The 15,347-nt window shown below is 62.5% G+C and carries 15 protein-coding genes and 2 pseudogenes; 3 read left to right on the forward strand and 14 right to left on the reverse strand.

All coding sequences use genetic code 11. The features are described 5' to 3' along the window. Both LDP01_RS12965 and LDP01_RS12970 read right to left on the reverse strand, forming a co-directional pair. Positions 1-345: a CU044_2847 family protein gene (locus LDP01_RS12965; protein WP_224092806.1), complete on the reverse strand. Its 345-nt coding sequence runs from the start codon at positions 343-345 to the stop codon at positions 1-3. Further along, entirely contained in the window at positions 342-2,921 is a 2,580-nt protein-coding gene (locus LDP01_RS12970; RefSeq protein WP_224092808.1) for a CHAT domain-containing protein, read from the reverse strand. Before LDP01_RS12970 ends, LDP01_RS12965 begins: the two co-directional genes overlap by 4 nt. A 200-nt stretch (positions 2,922-3,121) precedes the next feature. Here LDP01_RS12970 and LDP01_RS12975 point away from each other — a divergent pair, with 200 nt between their 5' ends. Next, positions 3,122-3,322 (forward strand): hypothetical protein, encoded by a 201-nt coding sequence (locus LDP01_RS12975; RefSeq protein WP_224092810.1) that lies wholly within the window; start codon positions 3,122-3,124, stop codon positions 3,320-3,322. A 43-nt stretch (positions 3,323-3,365) separates the two neighbouring features. Here LDP01_RS12975 and LDP01_RS12980 read toward each other — a convergent pair whose 3' ends face one another. From LDP01_RS12980 to LDP01_RS13015, 9 genes and pseudogenes are all read right to left on the reverse strand, one after another. Then, entirely contained in the window at positions 3,366-4,028 is a 663-nt protein-coding gene (locus LDP01_RS12980) for a GntR family transcriptional regulator (protein ID WP_224092819.1), read from the reverse strand. Between the two features lie 36 nt (positions 4,029-4,064). Next, positions 4,065-5,198: an FAD-dependent oxidoreductase gene (locus LDP01_RS12985; RefSeq protein ID WP_224092821.1), complete on the reverse strand. Its 1,134-nt coding sequence runs from the start codon at positions 5,196-5,198 to the stop codon at positions 4,065-4,067. 3 nt (positions 5,199-5,201) lie between these two features. Further along, on the reverse strand, positions 5,202-5,336 hold the full coding sequence (locus LDP01_RS23445) for a hypothetical protein (RefSeq protein WP_263433783.1): 135 nt from the start codon (positions 5,334-5,336) through the stop codon (positions 5,202-5,204). A gap of 16 nt (positions 5,337-5,352) precedes the next feature. Then, on the reverse strand, positions 5,353-6,264 hold the full coding sequence (locus tag LDP01_RS12990; protein WP_224092824.1) for an ABC transporter substrate-binding protein: 912 nt from the start codon (positions 6,262-6,264) through the stop codon (positions 5,353-5,355). A 23-nt stretch (positions 6,265-6,287) separates the two neighbouring features. Further along, positions 6,288-7,694, reverse strand: coding sequence for an NAD(P)/FAD-dependent oxidoreductase (locus LDP01_RS12995; RefSeq protein WP_224092826.1), 1,407 nt, complete (start codon positions 7,692-7,694; stop codon positions 6,288-6,290). Between the two features lie 51 nt (positions 7,695-7,745). Next, positions 7,746-8,481: pseudogene (locus LDP01_RS23750) on the reverse strand (SDR family NAD(P)-dependent oxidoreductase). Positions 8,482-8,547: 66 nt separating this feature from the next. Continuing rightward, positions 8,548-9,654, reverse strand: coding sequence for an alanine racemase (locus tag LDP01_RS13005; protein ID WP_224092828.1), 1,107 nt, complete (start codon positions 9,652-9,654; stop codon positions 8,548-8,550). A 39-nt stretch (positions 9,655-9,693) separates the two neighbouring features. Continuing rightward, on the reverse strand, positions 9,694-10,164 hold the full coding sequence (locus tag LDP01_RS13010; protein ID WP_224092830.1) for a RidA family protein: 471 nt from the start codon (positions 10,162-10,164) through the stop codon (positions 9,694-9,696). Between the two features lie 17 nt (positions 10,165-10,181). Next, on the reverse strand, positions 10,182-10,871 hold the full coding sequence (locus LDP01_RS13015) for a haloacid dehalogenase type II (RefSeq protein ID WP_224092841.1): 690 nt from the start codon (positions 10,869-10,871) through the stop codon (positions 10,182-10,184). 153 nt (positions 10,872-11,024) lie between these two features. On the opposite strand from LDP01_RS13015, the gene LDP01_RS13020 reads away from it, so the two are divergent. Beyond that, the gene (locus LDP01_RS13020) at positions 11,025-11,462 is read left to right on the forward strand and encodes a hypothetical protein (protein ID WP_224092843.1); all 438 of its coding nucleotides are present in this window, start codon (positions 11,025-11,027) and stop codon (positions 11,460-11,462) included. After that, a complete protein-coding gene (locus tag LDP01_RS13025) occupies positions 11,449-11,793 on the forward strand; it encodes a hypothetical protein (protein ID WP_224092845.1) in 345 nt (114 codons plus the stop codon). Before LDP01_RS13020 ends, LDP01_RS13025 begins: the two co-directional genes overlap by 14 nt. Here LDP01_RS13025 and LDP01_RS13030 read toward each other — a convergent pair. From LDP01_RS13030 to LDP01_RS13040, 3 genes and pseudogenes are all read right to left on the reverse strand, one after another. Further along, entirely contained in the window at positions 11,774-12,865 is a 1,092-nt protein-coding gene (locus tag LDP01_RS13030) for an ROK family transcriptional regulator (protein ID WP_224092847.1), read from the reverse strand. The two genes, LDP01_RS13025 and LDP01_RS13030, sit on opposite strands and share 20 nt — an antisense overlap. 53 nt (positions 12,866-12,918) lie before the next feature. After that, positions 12,919-13,846: pseudogene (locus LDP01_RS13035) on the reverse strand (ABC transporter substrate-binding protein). A gap of 131 nt (positions 13,847-13,977) precedes the next feature. Beyond that, on the reverse strand, positions 13,978-15,333 hold the full coding sequence (locus LDP01_RS13040; RefSeq protein ID WP_224092855.1) for an aspartate aminotransferase family protein: 1,356 nt from the start codon (positions 15,331-15,333) through the stop codon (positions 13,978-13,980). Between the last annotated feature and the right edge of the window lie 14 nt (positions 15,334-15,347).

The raw sequence follows: 15,347 nt of genomic DNA on the forward strand, positions 1-15,347 counted from the left end.
CTAGTTGGTTTGGGGCGGTTTGTTCCACGTCAGCCGAACCTTGAAGTTAGAAGCAGTGCTGGCCGATGCAATGAACGCCCCGGCCTCGGCGTGGAGGTCTATGCCGAACTCCACGCTGACCTCGTCAGGCCGGTTCTCCAGGCTCAGAAGCTCATCAATCACGCCCTGTACGGCGGGTCGGACATGCTCCAGGGCCCGCTGGAACGTCTGCTGCGCCCTCGCGAATACGCCGGAATGATCCCCCGCATGATCGCCACCCCTGGTCACGATGCTCCCGGCTGTGCTCGCGACCTCCACAACTACCGTGCCGCCGTCGTCGGTGGTGAACTCAACCAGCCGGCTCACGGCGAAGTTCCCGTCTTGGCAGCTGGCCCCGCTTCAGGTCCCGCTGCGGGTCCTGCTGCAGGGACAGTGCGCAGCCGCCGTGCCATCACGACGAACACCACGCCCACCGCGCAAAGAAGCATCAGATGCAGCAGCAAGGGCAGCGCCTGCGACATGTACCAGCTCTCCATGAACACGCCTTTCCCTTGGATCCAGATGATCGGTTGCAACACAGTGGGCAGCAGGAGGAGCCACGCAAACGTCCGCCCGACCGGGTCCTTTAGGGCCAGGATGCCCGCCCAAAGTCCGAAGGCGGCAAGGATAAAACTGGCCACGACCGCGGTCACTTCCACCGTGTAGTTCAAGCCGGCGAGCCCAAAGATCGCGGCGGAAAGCACGACGCCGGTCATCGCAAGACGCGCTGGTACGGTCCGTCCAGGCAGCCCGGCGACCATGAGCAGCAGATAACCGAGTGGTGCCAGCAGGCCGTACAGGATCCGGAGCACGATGTCGCCGCCGTTGTCCTGCCAGTAAGCCTCGTCGAACCACATGAAGAACACCACGATGCACGTCCCCAAGCCACCAGCCACCGCCAAGGCGGCACCGGCCCACGCGAGCGGTGTCCAGGCGAGTGCTGGTTGCGGCGGTTTCGCGGATGGAATGCCCGACGCCGGGACCTGGGCGGGTGCCGGGACCCGTGCTGCGGGGGTCGCCGTTGGCCGCTGAGGTTCTGGCCGCCGGGGCTCTGGCCGCCGGGGTTCTGGAGGCAGGTCCGCGGCCGTATATGAACCTCGTTCCGGGGAAGGCTGCTTTGCAGGCTCCGGTTCTGGTGGCTTCGCCTTCTCGATCTCGGCCCTTGCAGCGCTCGCAAGTCCGTCGGGGTCGGCCGCGGCCGGATCGAGCGTCGCAAGTTCAGCTGATACATCCACCACGGCTCCCCACGAGCCCAAAGACGAGTGGTAGCGGAGTTCGCCCTGGAGGTCGGAGATACGCTGACGGCGCTCGCAGTCCTGACGGCGCCTTGCTGCTTCGGGGAATTCCGGATCGTCCTGCACCAGGGCAAAGCCGTCCGCCGCGGCCAGCCAATCGCCAGCCTCTTCAGCGGCGAGTGCCTCACGGTATGTGCGGGACATGTCCAGCCGGTGCTGTGCGCTCTCCCTTAGCGCCGTGGCGTCACGGTAGCCGGGTTCCAAGGTCAGAAGGTCATCGAACAATTCAACGGCTTGCTCGAAACGCCGTGCCCTTAACTCCGCGGAGGCCTGGACATAAAGGGCACGTAATTGGGCTCGCTTCATCGCCTGGTCGGCGTTGATTTGTGCCGCCTTCGCGGCAGCTCCGTCTCCCGCGCCCGGGCTTCCCGGGCCCTGCAGCGGGACTGACGCTTGCCCGCCCGAGGTGGGTGCCGGCGTCGGGACCCCAGCTTGGCCGGCCTGCCCGCCCAAGGCGGGTGCCGGCGTCGAACGTGCTTCCGAAACCGCTGAGCGTGGTGTGCCCCGCAGCGTAAAGAGTTGGGTGGAACCGCCCCGGACGTAGAGGGCAGGGGTGACCCATTCGAGTGTGCCGTCCGGGCTGGCCATGACCGAGATCCTGCCGACCCGTGCCGCCTCGTCCACCGTCCGGCCGTTGGCGATCGCAGCGTAGAAGCCATGGGCGAAGGCGATGGCCGCGGAGTCACTGATGGCGAATTGCATTGCCGCCACGGCGCCTATCCCGCTCCTGACCAACGAGGAAGCGGTGCCGGAAAAGAGGTCCGATTGGCCCATCTCGCCTGAGGAACAAGAGTTCAACACAACCAGCCGCGGACGTGGTGCCGCAACACTGAGCAAGGCCATGAGCCGCACGGCCCGGACCATCGCGGCCCTCCCATCCGGCCCCACCAAGGCGATCCTGCCTTCATCGGTCCGGGAATCGTAATCGCCGTGGCCCACAAAATGCACCACATGCCACGGGCCGGCAAGCAGCATGGACTGGACGTCGTCCCAGGTTCCGCTCCTGGACCACACCAGCTCCACCCGTCCCTCGGCTACAGGACCGGCCAACGCCCTGCTCAGGTGATCCTTCTCGGCATCGACATCGAGGGTAGGAAGGTCCCGGGGCGAAGCGACGATGCCAAGGATCCGCAGCGGGGGAGCCACGTCCAAGGGATTCTGGTTGTAGTCAGGGGCAGGGATGTGCCGCAACAGAGGTTCTGTTTGGCACAAGTACGTCTCGGTTTCGGGGTCGAAGAGGGTCTCCCACGGCATGGTAGCCAATTCCGGGGCGGCAAGCCGCAGGACCACTCTGAGTTGCTGGCCCGCATGTTGGGCCGCGCCCAGGCTGGCCCGGTACGTGCCGTAGACCTCGCGGGTGAACAACGCCTGGAACAACTGCTGGCCAACTTCGCGGACTGCCATCTCGGCCACGGGCATGGTGCGGCGCGCAGCCACCGCAGAGGCAAGAACGGTCGCTTCAAGTTGGGGCAGCCGGTCCAGGATTCCCTCAACGTCCAAGGTGAACATCCCCGAAGCGTGGCCTCCCGCCGGAGCACGGACCACGTGCACCGTGTATTCGCCGCGTGCAGAGCCGGTATCGATCTCCAGCTCGATGTCACAGTCCATCGCGGATCCCTTGTGCGAGCGGGCGTCGGCACGGATTCTTGAAACCTGTGCGCCAGCGTCCTAGGTACAGATTGGCCCTTCGCCGGGTTCCCCACAAGACCCTGAAAGCCCTGCACTTATGCAGCGACACCTGCAGACGGGCAGCCCTTGTAGACAACCCGGCCCCGGCCTACGGTTAATCCGAAGGAAGGTGGTCTGCGATGGAAATCTTCATGTGGTGGCTGGACCTGCACTTGGACAGCAAGGAGTGGCTACGCGAAAACCTGCGTGCCGAGGAACTTCCGTTGCAGGTCCTGCAGCATATTGCCGAGGCCGGCGGCCCTCATCCGGACAAAGTCAGTGGGGTGCTGACGGTGCAGGATTGGGACTTCATTGAGACGCAGTCGGAGTTCGTGGACTAAGGCCGGGCCAGCGTCGCCGAAAGCCGGTTTACGCCTGCCCCGCTTACTTCTGCTGTAGGGGCTCTTCGTGGAGGGCATTCTGGAATTGACTGACCATTTCCTGGCGGAAGGCATCGAAGTCTCCGGCCAGCGCCAGTTCAGCCAATTTCTCATGCTCAACAGCGATTTCGTGGAGGTCGCTGTACGTACGGTGATCGACCGCCAGGTACAGGCGCAGCTTGTTCTCCCACCCGTTCCACATGTTTTGCAGGGCGGTATTCCCCGAAAATTCGTAGAAGAGCCTGTGGAAACGAAGGTGGGCGTCAATGCTGCCGGGGATGTCATTGGTGTCGGTGGCCCGGTACAGTTCCTCGATGGTCTGCTTGAGCCGGAGCCGCTCGGGACCCCGCAGGGTGGGGGCTGATAGCTCGGCAGCATAGGGCTCTACGAGTACCCGGATCGACGCGATTTCTGCGACGTCACGAGCGCTGACTTCTACGACGAAGGACCCCCGGAAGGGGACCTTGACCACCAGCCCTTCTTCCTCGAGCTTTGTCAGCGCCTCACGGAGCGGGGATCGACTGATACCGAGGTCTGCGGCGATATGCGTCTCGCGCAGTTGTTCCCCGGGAGGCACAGTTCCGTTCAGGATGGCGGTGCGGAGAACGCGGTAGACACCGTCCGGCGTCGTCATCCGCTGTTCCTGCCACGTGAACTTGCGGTCCATGTTCCGCCTCCCTTGTCGATTGTCGATTATACCGGCTTAGCTCGTCCTGAACCGTTCCGGGCGAACGAATTCCAGGCCGTCGAGCGACTGTTTACCGAGCGCCTCGTACGCGGCGATGTGGCCGAAGCCGGTGGCATTCTTGAAGCCGCCTCCGGAGAAGCCTGTGGCGCAGTAGATTCTGCTTGACCCACCTAGCCAGCCCACCAGTGGATTGCGGTCTTCGCTGTAGAGGTCCGGGAAGGCATCGGAGCGGACGATGCTGGGAACCAGGCCGGGCAGGAACTCGGTGACGGTTTCCAACGTGTCGGCAATTTCGCCTGTTGACAGTTCCCTGGGGAAAGCATCGGGGTCCGTTGTCACCGTGCCCCGGCCGTCCAGGGTGGCTTTGACGGTAACGCCGTCAACGGCGGGTGCCCCGTACATGGAACGGTCCTCGTACATCCGGCTGAAGGTGGGGAACTTCTCCGGGGTGAACTGCGCTGCGTCGCGGGCAATGAACCAGCTCAGGAAAACCCTGCGGGTTTCGGTGTGCGCCTTCAGGTCATCAGGCATGAGCCGCCGGGACCAACCCCCGGAGGCGACGATGACGTTCTCGAAGGTCCAGGAGGTGTCCCCGGAGGTGACCACAACGCCGTCGTTCGTTTCCCGGATGCCGGTTACAGGAGTGTTGGCAAGGACCGTTGCCCCGTTGGCCTGTGCAGCTGCAATCGCTGCCGTTACCGCCCGGTCAGTCCGCAGGACGCCGGCGTTCGGGTCGAACACCGCGGAGTCGTCAGCACGGAGGTTGTGCTGGGGGTAGCGTTCGGCCATCTCCTCACGGTTCAGGATCCGGTGGGCAGCCCCATTGATCCGGGTAGTCTCCAGAACGCTGCGGAGGTATGGCCCATCGGTGGTGCCGATGGAGAGCCCGCCACAGCGGGTGAGGATGTCCTGTCCCGTTTCTGCCTCGAGTTCTGCCCAGAGGTCCCGTGAGCGCTCCAGGATGGGATAGAGCGCGGGGCTGCCGCGGTAGATCATGCGGAACAGGCGGGTATCCCCGCCTACGGCGCTGCGTCCATGGGCCGGGGTGTGTGTTTCGAAGCCGGCCACGGAATCGGAAAGGCGTGAAGCCTGCCAGAGTGCCATGCTTCCGATGCTGCCCAGGCCGATGACGGCGAGTTTTCCGTCCATGGCTCAGAGCACCTCGAAGTCTTCATGCATGAACAGCAGGGTGCCTGCTGTTTCCCGGGCTTCGTGGGTTTGACGGGTTGCGCGGGTTTCGCGGGTTTCGGGGGCAAAGCCCATGCTTCTGTGGCTAATGGTTTGCATGAGGGGAATACGTCTCCTAGTTGAGCTTGGCATCGGTGATAGCGCCGGATTCGAGGCCCCAATTCGAGAGAGACTTCTTGTATTCCGGGCTGTTCAGGACGGACTGGACGGCGGCCTGGAGGGCGGGGGTCAGGGGAGAGCCTTTCTTCAGGCCGATGGCCGTCAAGTCGCTGGAGCCGACGTTGACCTGGGGAGTCAGGATGGTGAACGACTTGGGCTGCTGCTTCTCGGCCCAGGCGAGGGAGGTTGTGTCGTAGAGGATGCCGTCGATCCGCTTGGACGCCAACTGTGTCAGGGCCTCCTGGACGTTGGGCAGGGTCACGGCGTTGATCGCGGGCTGCCCCTTGGAAGTGCAGGTCTGCTCCGAGAGGGCCGGGAGTCGCTTGAGTTGGCCTGTGGAGCCTGCTGTGACGGCAATGTTCTTCCCACACAGGGTTTCGTTGGTGAGCTTCAAAGGATTTCCCGCGGCCACGGCCACTGAGTTGCCGGCTTTGAAGTAGTCGATCATGTCCAGGACCTTCAGTCGCTCCGGCGTTGGTGCCATGGTGGTGACGGTGAAGTCGTACCGGCCACCGTCAATGCCAGGAATGATGGTGTCGAAGACGGTGTTCTCGAACTTCAGCTTCAGGCCGAGCTTCTTTGCTACCAGGCGGGCGATATCCGGGTTCAGGCCGATCGGCGTCGAGTTGTCTTCAGCGAGGAACGTCGTCGGCGGGTAGTGCAGGTCCATGGCGACCGTCAGTTCGCCCTTGTCCTTATAGGACGCCGGCAGGAGGCTTACGGCCTTTTCGTCGGGCTGGACGCCCACGGAGATATCGGCCGTTTTCGGATCTGTTGGGGACGTGCTTGTCGTCCCGCCACACCCGGTAAGGGCCAGCAGCAGTGCAAACCCTGCGGCTGCAGCCTGGATCTTGCTTGTGGTCTTCATGGTGTGCCTCCGGGGGCGTTTCTCTATTCGTGTAGTCCGGCGAGCCTGCTGCCGAATCTGGCCAGGAGGGACGTCTTGGTGGAATCCTTGCGCTCTTCCCACTGATCAGCAAGACCGAAAAGCCGGTACATGCCGTGAACACCCATCCAGCGAATGGGTTCCGGTTCCCATTTCCGTGCGCGGTACCCAACCCAGGGGAGCGTGGTCCGTTCCGTTTGCCGTTCGAACGCCAATTCCGCGAGTGTCCGCCCGCCCACATAGGCGGCTGTAACGCCGTGTCCGGCATAGCCCGTGGACGAGCCAATTCCGGATGCCTGGTCCCATTGCACGCCGCCGTTCCAGTCGCGGGTGACGCCCAGGACTCCGGACCAGGCGTGGTCCACTTCGAGGTGGATGCCCGGGAAGAAGGACCGAAGCTTCGTGGAGATCAAGTCAACAGTTGACTGGGCTGTGGCACCGGCGCCGCCCGTTCCGGAGCCGTAGCGGTAGGGCCTTCCCCGGCCGCCAATGGCGATGCGTCCGTCCGCTGTCCGCTGCGAATAGATGAACGTGTGTGCGGAATCGCTGAGGCACTGAAGCCCGTTCCAGCCGATCTGCTGCCAGGCCTCGTCGGAGAGTGGCTTGGTCACGATCATCGAGGAGTTGATCGGTATCAAGGACCTGCTGCCCAGCAACTGACCGGAGTACCCTTCCGTGCAGATGAACGTTTTGGCCGCCGCGACCCGTCCATTGGCCAAGGTCAGGGTTTTGCCGTCGATGCTGGTTATCCGGCTGTTTTCGTAGATCGCCACCCCCATGGACGTCAGGGTGTCCGCCAGGCCGTAGACAAGTTTTGCCGGATGAATGCGGGCGCAGGGCTTGTAGAAGAGCCCGCCGTGGACGGTGGAAATGTTGATCCTGCTTTGGAATTCGTCCCGGTCGAGCAAGTGGACTTCGTCTTCGGTCAAGCCGTACTTCCAGTCGGCGTCACGCCGGGCTACCAGCCGGCCCAGCCCCGCCTTGGTGTGGGCAGCGACGAGCGCCCCGCCCTTGTGCTGGTCCGCGTCGATTCCCTCGGCCTGAAGGATATTAAGGACGGAGTCGACGCCGGTCACGAACTCCTGCTGCAATGCCCGGCTTGCGTCCAGCCCTTGTCCGGATGCGCGGGCGAAGGTGGCCCGATTTCCTGGGGGCATCGCCGAAAGCCAGCCGCCGTTTCGCCCGGAGGCTCCGTAGCCGATCTGTTCCGCCTCAAAAACCGCCACCGAGAGTGAGGGCTCGAGCTTCTTGGCGAAGTATGCCGCCCATAGGCCTGTGTAGCCACCGCCTATGATTGCCAGATCCACGGAGCCTTCGCCTTCGAAACGCGGGTACGTTGGCCGGTTTTCTGCGAGTCCGGCCATCCAGAAGCCGAGGTCTCCGTTTCGGGGTGTTGCTGTGAGGGCTTTCATCTTGTCCTACTTTGTGGGGAGTTGGTGAGCCAGTGGAAGGCGGTGCGATGCTTAGAAAGCGGTGTAACCGCCGTCGACGGGCAGTACAGCGCCCGTGATGTAGGACGATTCCGGGGACGCCATGAAAAGTATGGCGTCGGCAATTTCTTCCGGAGTGGCCAGGCGCCGGAGCGGGATCTGCCCCTCGCGTTCTGCCCGGTAGGCCTCGGGATCGGGCCTGCGCTGGAACGAGGCCTCGATGACGGGGGTGACGGTCAGTCCCGGCGCGACGACGTTGACGCGGATGTTGCGTGAGGCCCACTCGATTGCGGCTCCCTTGGCGAGCATGATGAGGCCGCCTTTTGCCGCGGAGTAAAGGACTTCATCGGGCTTGCCAACCATGCCCAGCCGTGAACTGACCAGGACGAACGAGCCTCCCGTAGCAGGCATCAACGGTGCAAAGTGCTTCATCATCAGGAAGGCACTGAGGAGGTTGCTGTGGAGCACATTCCTCGCATCCTCATACGCCATCTCCGTCAGCGGGGCCGCTTACCTGCAGACCATGGTTAAGGACGACGACGTCCACGGTGCCGAACGCTTCGGCGGCCTGGCGGGCGAGGCTTTCGACGAATGCCTCGTCATTGAGATCTCCAGGGACGTACACGTCATCGGTTTGGGCGCTGTCGAGTTGCTCCCTGCGGCCGGTGAGCAGCAGCCGGGCGCCTTCGCGGCGGAAGTGGGAACCCACTGCTTCCCCGATTCCGCTGCTGGCGCCGGTTATGACGGCAGTGGTCTTATCAAGTCTCATGATGGTCGTTCCTTGGTCGGTAAGTTGCTTGGTTGCGGGCTGGGGCGGACGTACGGTTCCCACGAATCAGCTCAGGAATCCGCGGGCATCCACCCGCCACCGTTCCAGCCATGTTCCCGTGCTGTCAGTAACGATGTACTCCTCGAAATTGACCACGACGGGGCAAACATGGTTCGGGACGATCGGGAGAACCTTGCCGACGCCGGGATGGAAATCGTCGGCAGGCAGGGGGAGGAAGCCGTGGTATTCGTTGAGCTTGGAGAGAACGGCCGACGTCCCGGGGACAGCGCCATAGCCGATCTGGGGACTGCCTTCCCGGCCTAGTGCCTTGGTGCCTACATCGAGAATGATCTGATCGGGAACCCAGTCACTGACCACTGTGCCGGCGACAAACAGGGCGATCTGGTCTTCGGTGCAGGCCCCGAGCCGCATGTTGTTCAAGTCATTGAACACGTATTCGCCGGGCCTGATCTCGGTAATCACGTTGCTCGTGGCGTACTCGATGGTGGGTGTTGAGCCGGCGCTGACGACGTCTGCGCTGATGCCCACAGCGCTGAAGCTCCGCACCGCTGTGGTGAGCGCGGCTTCCTGGTCCACGGCGGCGCGCTGGCGGGCGTCCGGGCTGGCGCTTCCATGACCTGGATAGGTGAAGACGCCCACCGGCACCAGTCCCCGCCTCCGGGCGGCGGCGGCAAGTTCGCCGGCGAACTCGGGTGGTGCGCCGGAACGACGCGCACCGCAGTCCACCTCGATGACAACCTGCAGCCGTTCGGCCTCGGATCCCATCGCATCAGCAAGGGCATCGATCGCCGCGAAATTGTCGACGCCGACCCGCAGCCGGGTGGTTACCGCAAGTTTGCGGATGCGAAGGCCTTTCGTTCCCGAAGGCCAGATGGGGTAGGCGATAAAGATATTGTCGAAGCCGGCTGCGGCGAAGACTTCGGCCTCACCAACATTGCCTGCGGTGATTCCCACAGCTCCGGCCTTGACCTGGCGACGGCCGATTTCGACGCATTTGTGCGTTTTTACATGCGGTCTGACATCAAGGTCCTGCTGGGCAGCAAAGGCCTGCATGCGGTCGATATTGTCCTGCATAACGTCGACCAGCACGATCGGCGCCGGGGTGTCGACCCGTTCGACCAGAGCGTTGAGTGCTCCCTGGATACGGTTCACGCTGTTCTCCTCATGAATTTACCGCCAACATGTCCGTGCCTAAGCGGCTGTGCAGATCATCTGGATCTCTACAGGAGTGTTGGCCGGCAGCCCGGCGACGCCGATTGCTGTGCGGGCGTGCCGGCCGTTCTCTCCCAACACTTCGATGAGCAATTCGCTGGCCGCGTTGGCGACCCGCGATTGCAGGCCGAAGTCCGGCGTGCTGGCCACGAACACCAGCATCTGCACGATCCGGACCCGGTCCAGGTCTCCTACCGCCTGCACAGCCGCGGCAAGGCAATTGAGCGCGGCATGGCGGGCGAGCTCCCGCGCTGTCTCCAGCCCCACGTCCCGGCCGACGACGCCTTGGCCCAGCAGGACGCCGTCCTTGTATGGCAGTTGGCCAGCGATGTGGATGCTGGAACCCACCGCGCGGTGGTCCACGTAGTAAGGGCTATCAGCAAGGGTTGGAAGCTCCAGGCCCATGGCCCGGAGTCGATCCAAAGCCGAGCCCGCCGTAGTGACGCTCATCTGTAAACGAGTCCTTCTTAGGAAGCAGCAGGACGCGGAAGGCCGAAGAGGACGGGGAGCTCGGCAATGTCGGTGATCCGCTCGTAGCCGAGCCAGTGCTCGTCGTGTTCGAAGCCGCGATCTACATACACCTTGTTCTTGATGCCCAAGGTGGCTGCGGACCGCAGGTCGTACATCGGGCTCGCGGAGACGTGCACAATCTCGTCGGGCGTGACGCCAAGCTTGTCGAACATGTACTCAAACGCTCCGAGACGGGGTTTGTACATGCCCATCTGCTCGGCGCTGATGACGCTAGCGAACGGAGCTTGGAGGTTTTCCGAAAGCCGCTCAGCATGCGCGGTGTCGCTGTTGGTGATGATGACCAGGGGGACTGCCTCGGCCAGGCGGTTCAGGGCCTCGGTCACGCCCGGGTACGGGCCCCACGTGGGGACAATTTCGTAAACCGCCCTTGCGTCGGCCGCGCGGTATTCAAGGCCGAGCCTGCGTGAGGCGCGTTCCATGGAGTTGGCGATGATTTGGTGGAAGGGCTTGTAATCGCCCATGCACTCATCGATCCGATATGCCTTGGTGGCCTGCAGGTATTCATCGGCGAGCTCCGCCGGCAGGCGTTCGCCCAGGACCGCACGGGTCGCGTCGGCGATAGCGAACTTGATCAGTGTTCCGTTCATGTCGAACGTTGCGAACTTCGGCTTGATGTCGAATGCCATTTTTTCCTCCAGTTTGATTTTGTTTGGTCTCGTCGATTGTCGACGAGAGCACGTTGAGAAGTACCGTCGATTGTCGACAATACTCGGGTTGGTTGTAGATTGTCAACGGATTGGTCCCGAAAAGTGCTGGGCCTATTCAACTAGGATTTGCTGATGACCGGAGAAATCATTGATGAGCGCTTTAACGATTCAGCACTGAACCCTGCCCTTTGGGTTGAGCACTACCTTCCCCAATGGACCGAGCCGGACCGGTCCCGGGCCCGCTACGATTTCGACGTTGACGGATTGCGGTTGCGTATTGATGCCGACCAGCCTGCCTGGCGTGAAGCCGACGGTCCCTTTCGGGTCAGTAATCTCCAAACGGGAACCTTCTCCGGGGGCCTCGGGACCACGCGGGGAACACACCGCCACCGACTCGATGGACTGCAGGTGGTGACTCCCCAGCCGACACGCCGGTTATGGACCCCAGTCACGGGAGAGGTCCAGGTAAGGGTGAGCGCAAGCGCGGACCCGACCTGCATGCTCGCAATATGGTTGGTGGGATTTGAAGAGTCCAGTCCGGCCCGACTCCGGGGAGTTGTGCATCGCTGAACTTTTCGGTGACAAGATCGCGCCAGACAGCAGCACTGTTCGAGTCGGGATCAAGGCACACCACGATCCCCGGCTGACCACCGACGTCCGGGACATCCAGCTGCCCATTGATGCCACCACGCCGCACACATACGGTGTGCGCTGGTCCGGGACCGGGGCGGAGTTCTCCGTTGACGGGCACGTCATCATGTCCAGCCCACAGGGTCTCGCCTACGAGCAGCAATTGATGATTGATCTCTTTGAATTCCCCGCTACGGAGCATCGCGAAGCAGAAAACTATCCAAAGACCGCGCGGGTTCATTCCGTGGTTGCTACTGGGCTTCGAGCATAGATTCCCGGAGCCGGGACTGGACCAACGCCAGTCCCGCATAGGCCGCTCCCTGGGCCACCGAGAGTCCGACAACTTGCGGCACCACGGTGATCCCAGGGACTACCGGAAGGATTTGTGCCAGACGCCTGAGTGCCTCAGGACGGACTTCGTCCACGAGCGGACTCAGGCGGCCCACGAAATATACGGACTCCGGGTCAAGCGTCACGGCAACGGCACCGACGGCGGCGACCACCGCCGTCGTAAATGCCTCAAGCACCTCCGCGCGGGACGCCGCATCCTTCGGTTGGGACCAGAGCGCTTGGATTTCGTCCAGGTCCAGTCCCCGTCCACTGGCGAATTGGAGGAGTCCCTTTGTGCTTAACAGTCCCTCGAGTGTCTCGTTGCCAACACCGGCGAACAGAACCTCACCAAGGTGGCCGAAAGCCGAAGTCCGGCCCTGTGCGATTTCATGATCAGTGCAACTGGCGAAGCTCAGCTCCGTACTCAGCATGAAGAGAACAGCGTTTCCTATGGTCGCGTCACCCTTCAGGATCCCCCGGAGGGATGCGCTGGCATCGCTCTCAAGCACCACGGGAGCCTTCAATCGATCTTCAATCGTCTTTTGAAGAATTGCCGTACCCGTCCGAATACGGCCAGGCAGGGCGGCGACGATTTGGCGCAGTGGCCCCTCGGCGGAATCGCTGGTATCCACAATCAGGTCCAGCAACCACCCGGTAATGGCTTCTTCATCGCCGCCCTCCAAGCTGGGCACGATCACGTGCCTGACCTCGCGGCCCCGCAGGTCCGTCACCAGGACGCAAGTGGTCCGTGCTCCGAACGAAATGCCCACAACATGCCCCGCCGTGCCGGGCACATCCAGATAGGTGGAGGGCCGGCCACGACGCGCAACCGCATTGACTCCCTGTTCGACGACTAGACCGTCGTAACGAAGCTCATCCACCTTCCGGGATACCGTGGCCTGGCTTAATCGTGTCAGCTCGATGAGCCTGGTACGCGTCAAGGGCGCCTCTGAAAGGACAGCATCAAGAACCCAAGCCTTGGTGTGGTCCCTTGCGGTGGGATTGGTACGCATAGCACAACCTTAATGAGATATCAGAGCGAAGCCGGGACGTGAGGGGGCCGGTACTAGCGGATCTTGGCCTCAGTAATAGCCGATTCTCCCAGGCCCCAGTAGTCCAGGGACTTCTTGTATTCGGGGGATTCCAGAACGGATTGGATTGCTTTCTGGAGTGCCGGGGTCAGGGGGGACCCCTTCTTCACGCCCATGGCGACATTGGTGTCAGTGCGCGTATCCATGCGCGGCTGCAAGGTGGTGAAGTGGTTGGGCTGCTGATCGTTGGCCCACGCCAGGGCACTGGCATCGTAAAACACAGCGTCGATCCGCTTGGAGTCCAGTTGTGTCAGGGCTTCCTGGACGTTGGGCAGGGTGATGGCGTTGATGGCGGGCTTGCCCTGGGAGGTGCAGGTCCACTCAGAGACATTGGGCAGGTGCTTCAGTTGCTGTGTTGAGCCCTTGGTCACGCCAACGTTCTTGCCACAGAGCGTGTCATTGGTGAGGTTGAGCGGGTTGTCCTTCGCTACGGCTACGGCCGAGCCTCCCTTGAGATAGTTGATCATGTCCAGCACCTTCAGCCGCTCGGCTGTAGCGGACATGGTGGTGGCGGTGAAGTCGAAGCGGCCGCCGTCGATGCCGGGGATGATCGTGTCGAACGCCGTGTTCTCGAACTTCAGCTTCAGGCCCCAGCTTCTTTGCTACCAGGCGGGCAAGGTCCGGGTTCACGCCAATGGGGGTTTTGTTGTCCTCGGCGAGGAACGTCATCGGCGGTGAGCTTAGGTCCATCGCGACCGTCAGCTCGCCCTTGTCCTTGATTGCCTTCGGCAGCAACGCCACCGCGTCTGCGTCCGGCTGGACACCCTCTGAGATGTCACGGGTGTTCTGTGTCTTCGGAATCTCCGTCGCTTCAGTCCCTGTTGCGGCGCCACCGCATGCAGTCAGGGCCAACAGGACAGCGAGCCCCGCAGCAGCTGTTTGGATCTTGTGTGTCGTCTTCATGGTGCAACCTTTCAAGTGATTTCGGCTGGTGTAATACACAGAGTGCTTTCACGGTGGAAGGCACAATCCCCAAGCATTTGGTGGGAGCGCCAGGCTGGCCTGTTTGTTGCGCCCCTGTTTGTTGTTGCGACCTAGCGCAGAGCCTTGAAGGCACGGCCCATTCCTTCGAGCAGGCGATCGGCATCGTCACTGGAAAAGGGCATTGGCGGACGGATTTTCAGGACGTTGCCCTGGGCTCCGCAAGCCGAGATCAGGATCCGGTCCTGCCGGAGGGCATTGACTATGCCGGCGGCAGCCTCCCCATTGGGTGCGAGGGTGGATCGATCGGTCACGAGGTCGACGCCGATGAAGAAGCCGCTTCCACGTACCTCTGCCACCTGGTCCAGATTCCGGGTGAGGTCCTCCAGGCCAGTGAGGATCTTTCCGCCAACCTTCAAGGCGTTCTCCATGAGTGATTCGTCCCGGATGACGTCCAGGACGGCCTGGGCCGCCGCTATGGCTACTGAATTTCCGCCGAAGGTGTTGAAGTAGCGGATGTTCCTGCCGAACTCCTGCAGCAAGTCGGGCTTGAAGATTGCTGCCGCGACGGGAATGCCGTTACCCATGGGCTTGCCGATGGTCACGATGTCGGGGACGATTCCGTGGCGCTGGAAGCCCCACCATTCCTCACCGGTACGGCCGAATCCTGGCTGTACCTCGTCTGCAATGTACAGGCCGCCCACGGCATGGATCTCTTCGATGATGGGGCGGAGGAAGCCTGTCGGGCCAGCGAAGACGCCGTCGGAGGAGAAGATGCTGTCGGCGATGAAAGCAGCCACTCCGATGCCGTGCCGGTGAAGGTCTGCGATGGCTGCACGCACCTGGCTACGCAGGTGATCCTGCAGCGAGCCTTGATCGGATGAGTAGCGCAGGGCGTCGGGGGCGTCGATGACCCGCACGTTCGCACCCAGGGGCACACCCTTGCCCAATGAAGGTGAGAACGACGAGACCTCGGCAGTAAGGCCGTGGTATGCGCCGGCGGTGACGATGATGCCTTGCTGTCCGGTCACATATTTTGCGACGCGCATCGCGAGGTCGTTGGCTTCAGATCCAGTACAAGTGAACATGACATGGCCAAGCTCGGCGGGGAACGTTGAAAGCAGCTGTTCCGAGTAATCCAGGATGGATTCCTGGACGTAGCGGGTGTTGGTGTTCAGCGTCTGCATCTGCTGGTGGACAGCCTCAATGACACGCGGGTGGCCGTGACCTACAGAGGGAACGTTGTTGTAGACGTCGAGATATTCATTGCCGTCCCGGTCAAACAACGTGACACCCTTGCCCCGAACGATTTCCAGGGGCTCGTCGTAGAACAGTCTGTAGCCGGGCCCCAGACTCTTGTCCCGGCGTCGAATGCTCTTCTGTATCTGGTCCGGGAGCTCGTCCAGGCGGCTGGGATCGAAGCCATTGATCATGGCCCGGGAGGGCTTGCGGATTGGGGAAGTGCCCATGTTTTCTCCTGGAA

Origin of the sequence: Arthrobacter sp. StoSoilB13 (genome assembly GCF_019977255.1) — a bacterium.
In the GTDB taxonomy this organism is placed as follows: domain Bacteria; phylum Actinomycetota; class Actinomycetes; order Actinomycetales; family Micrococcaceae; genus Arthrobacter.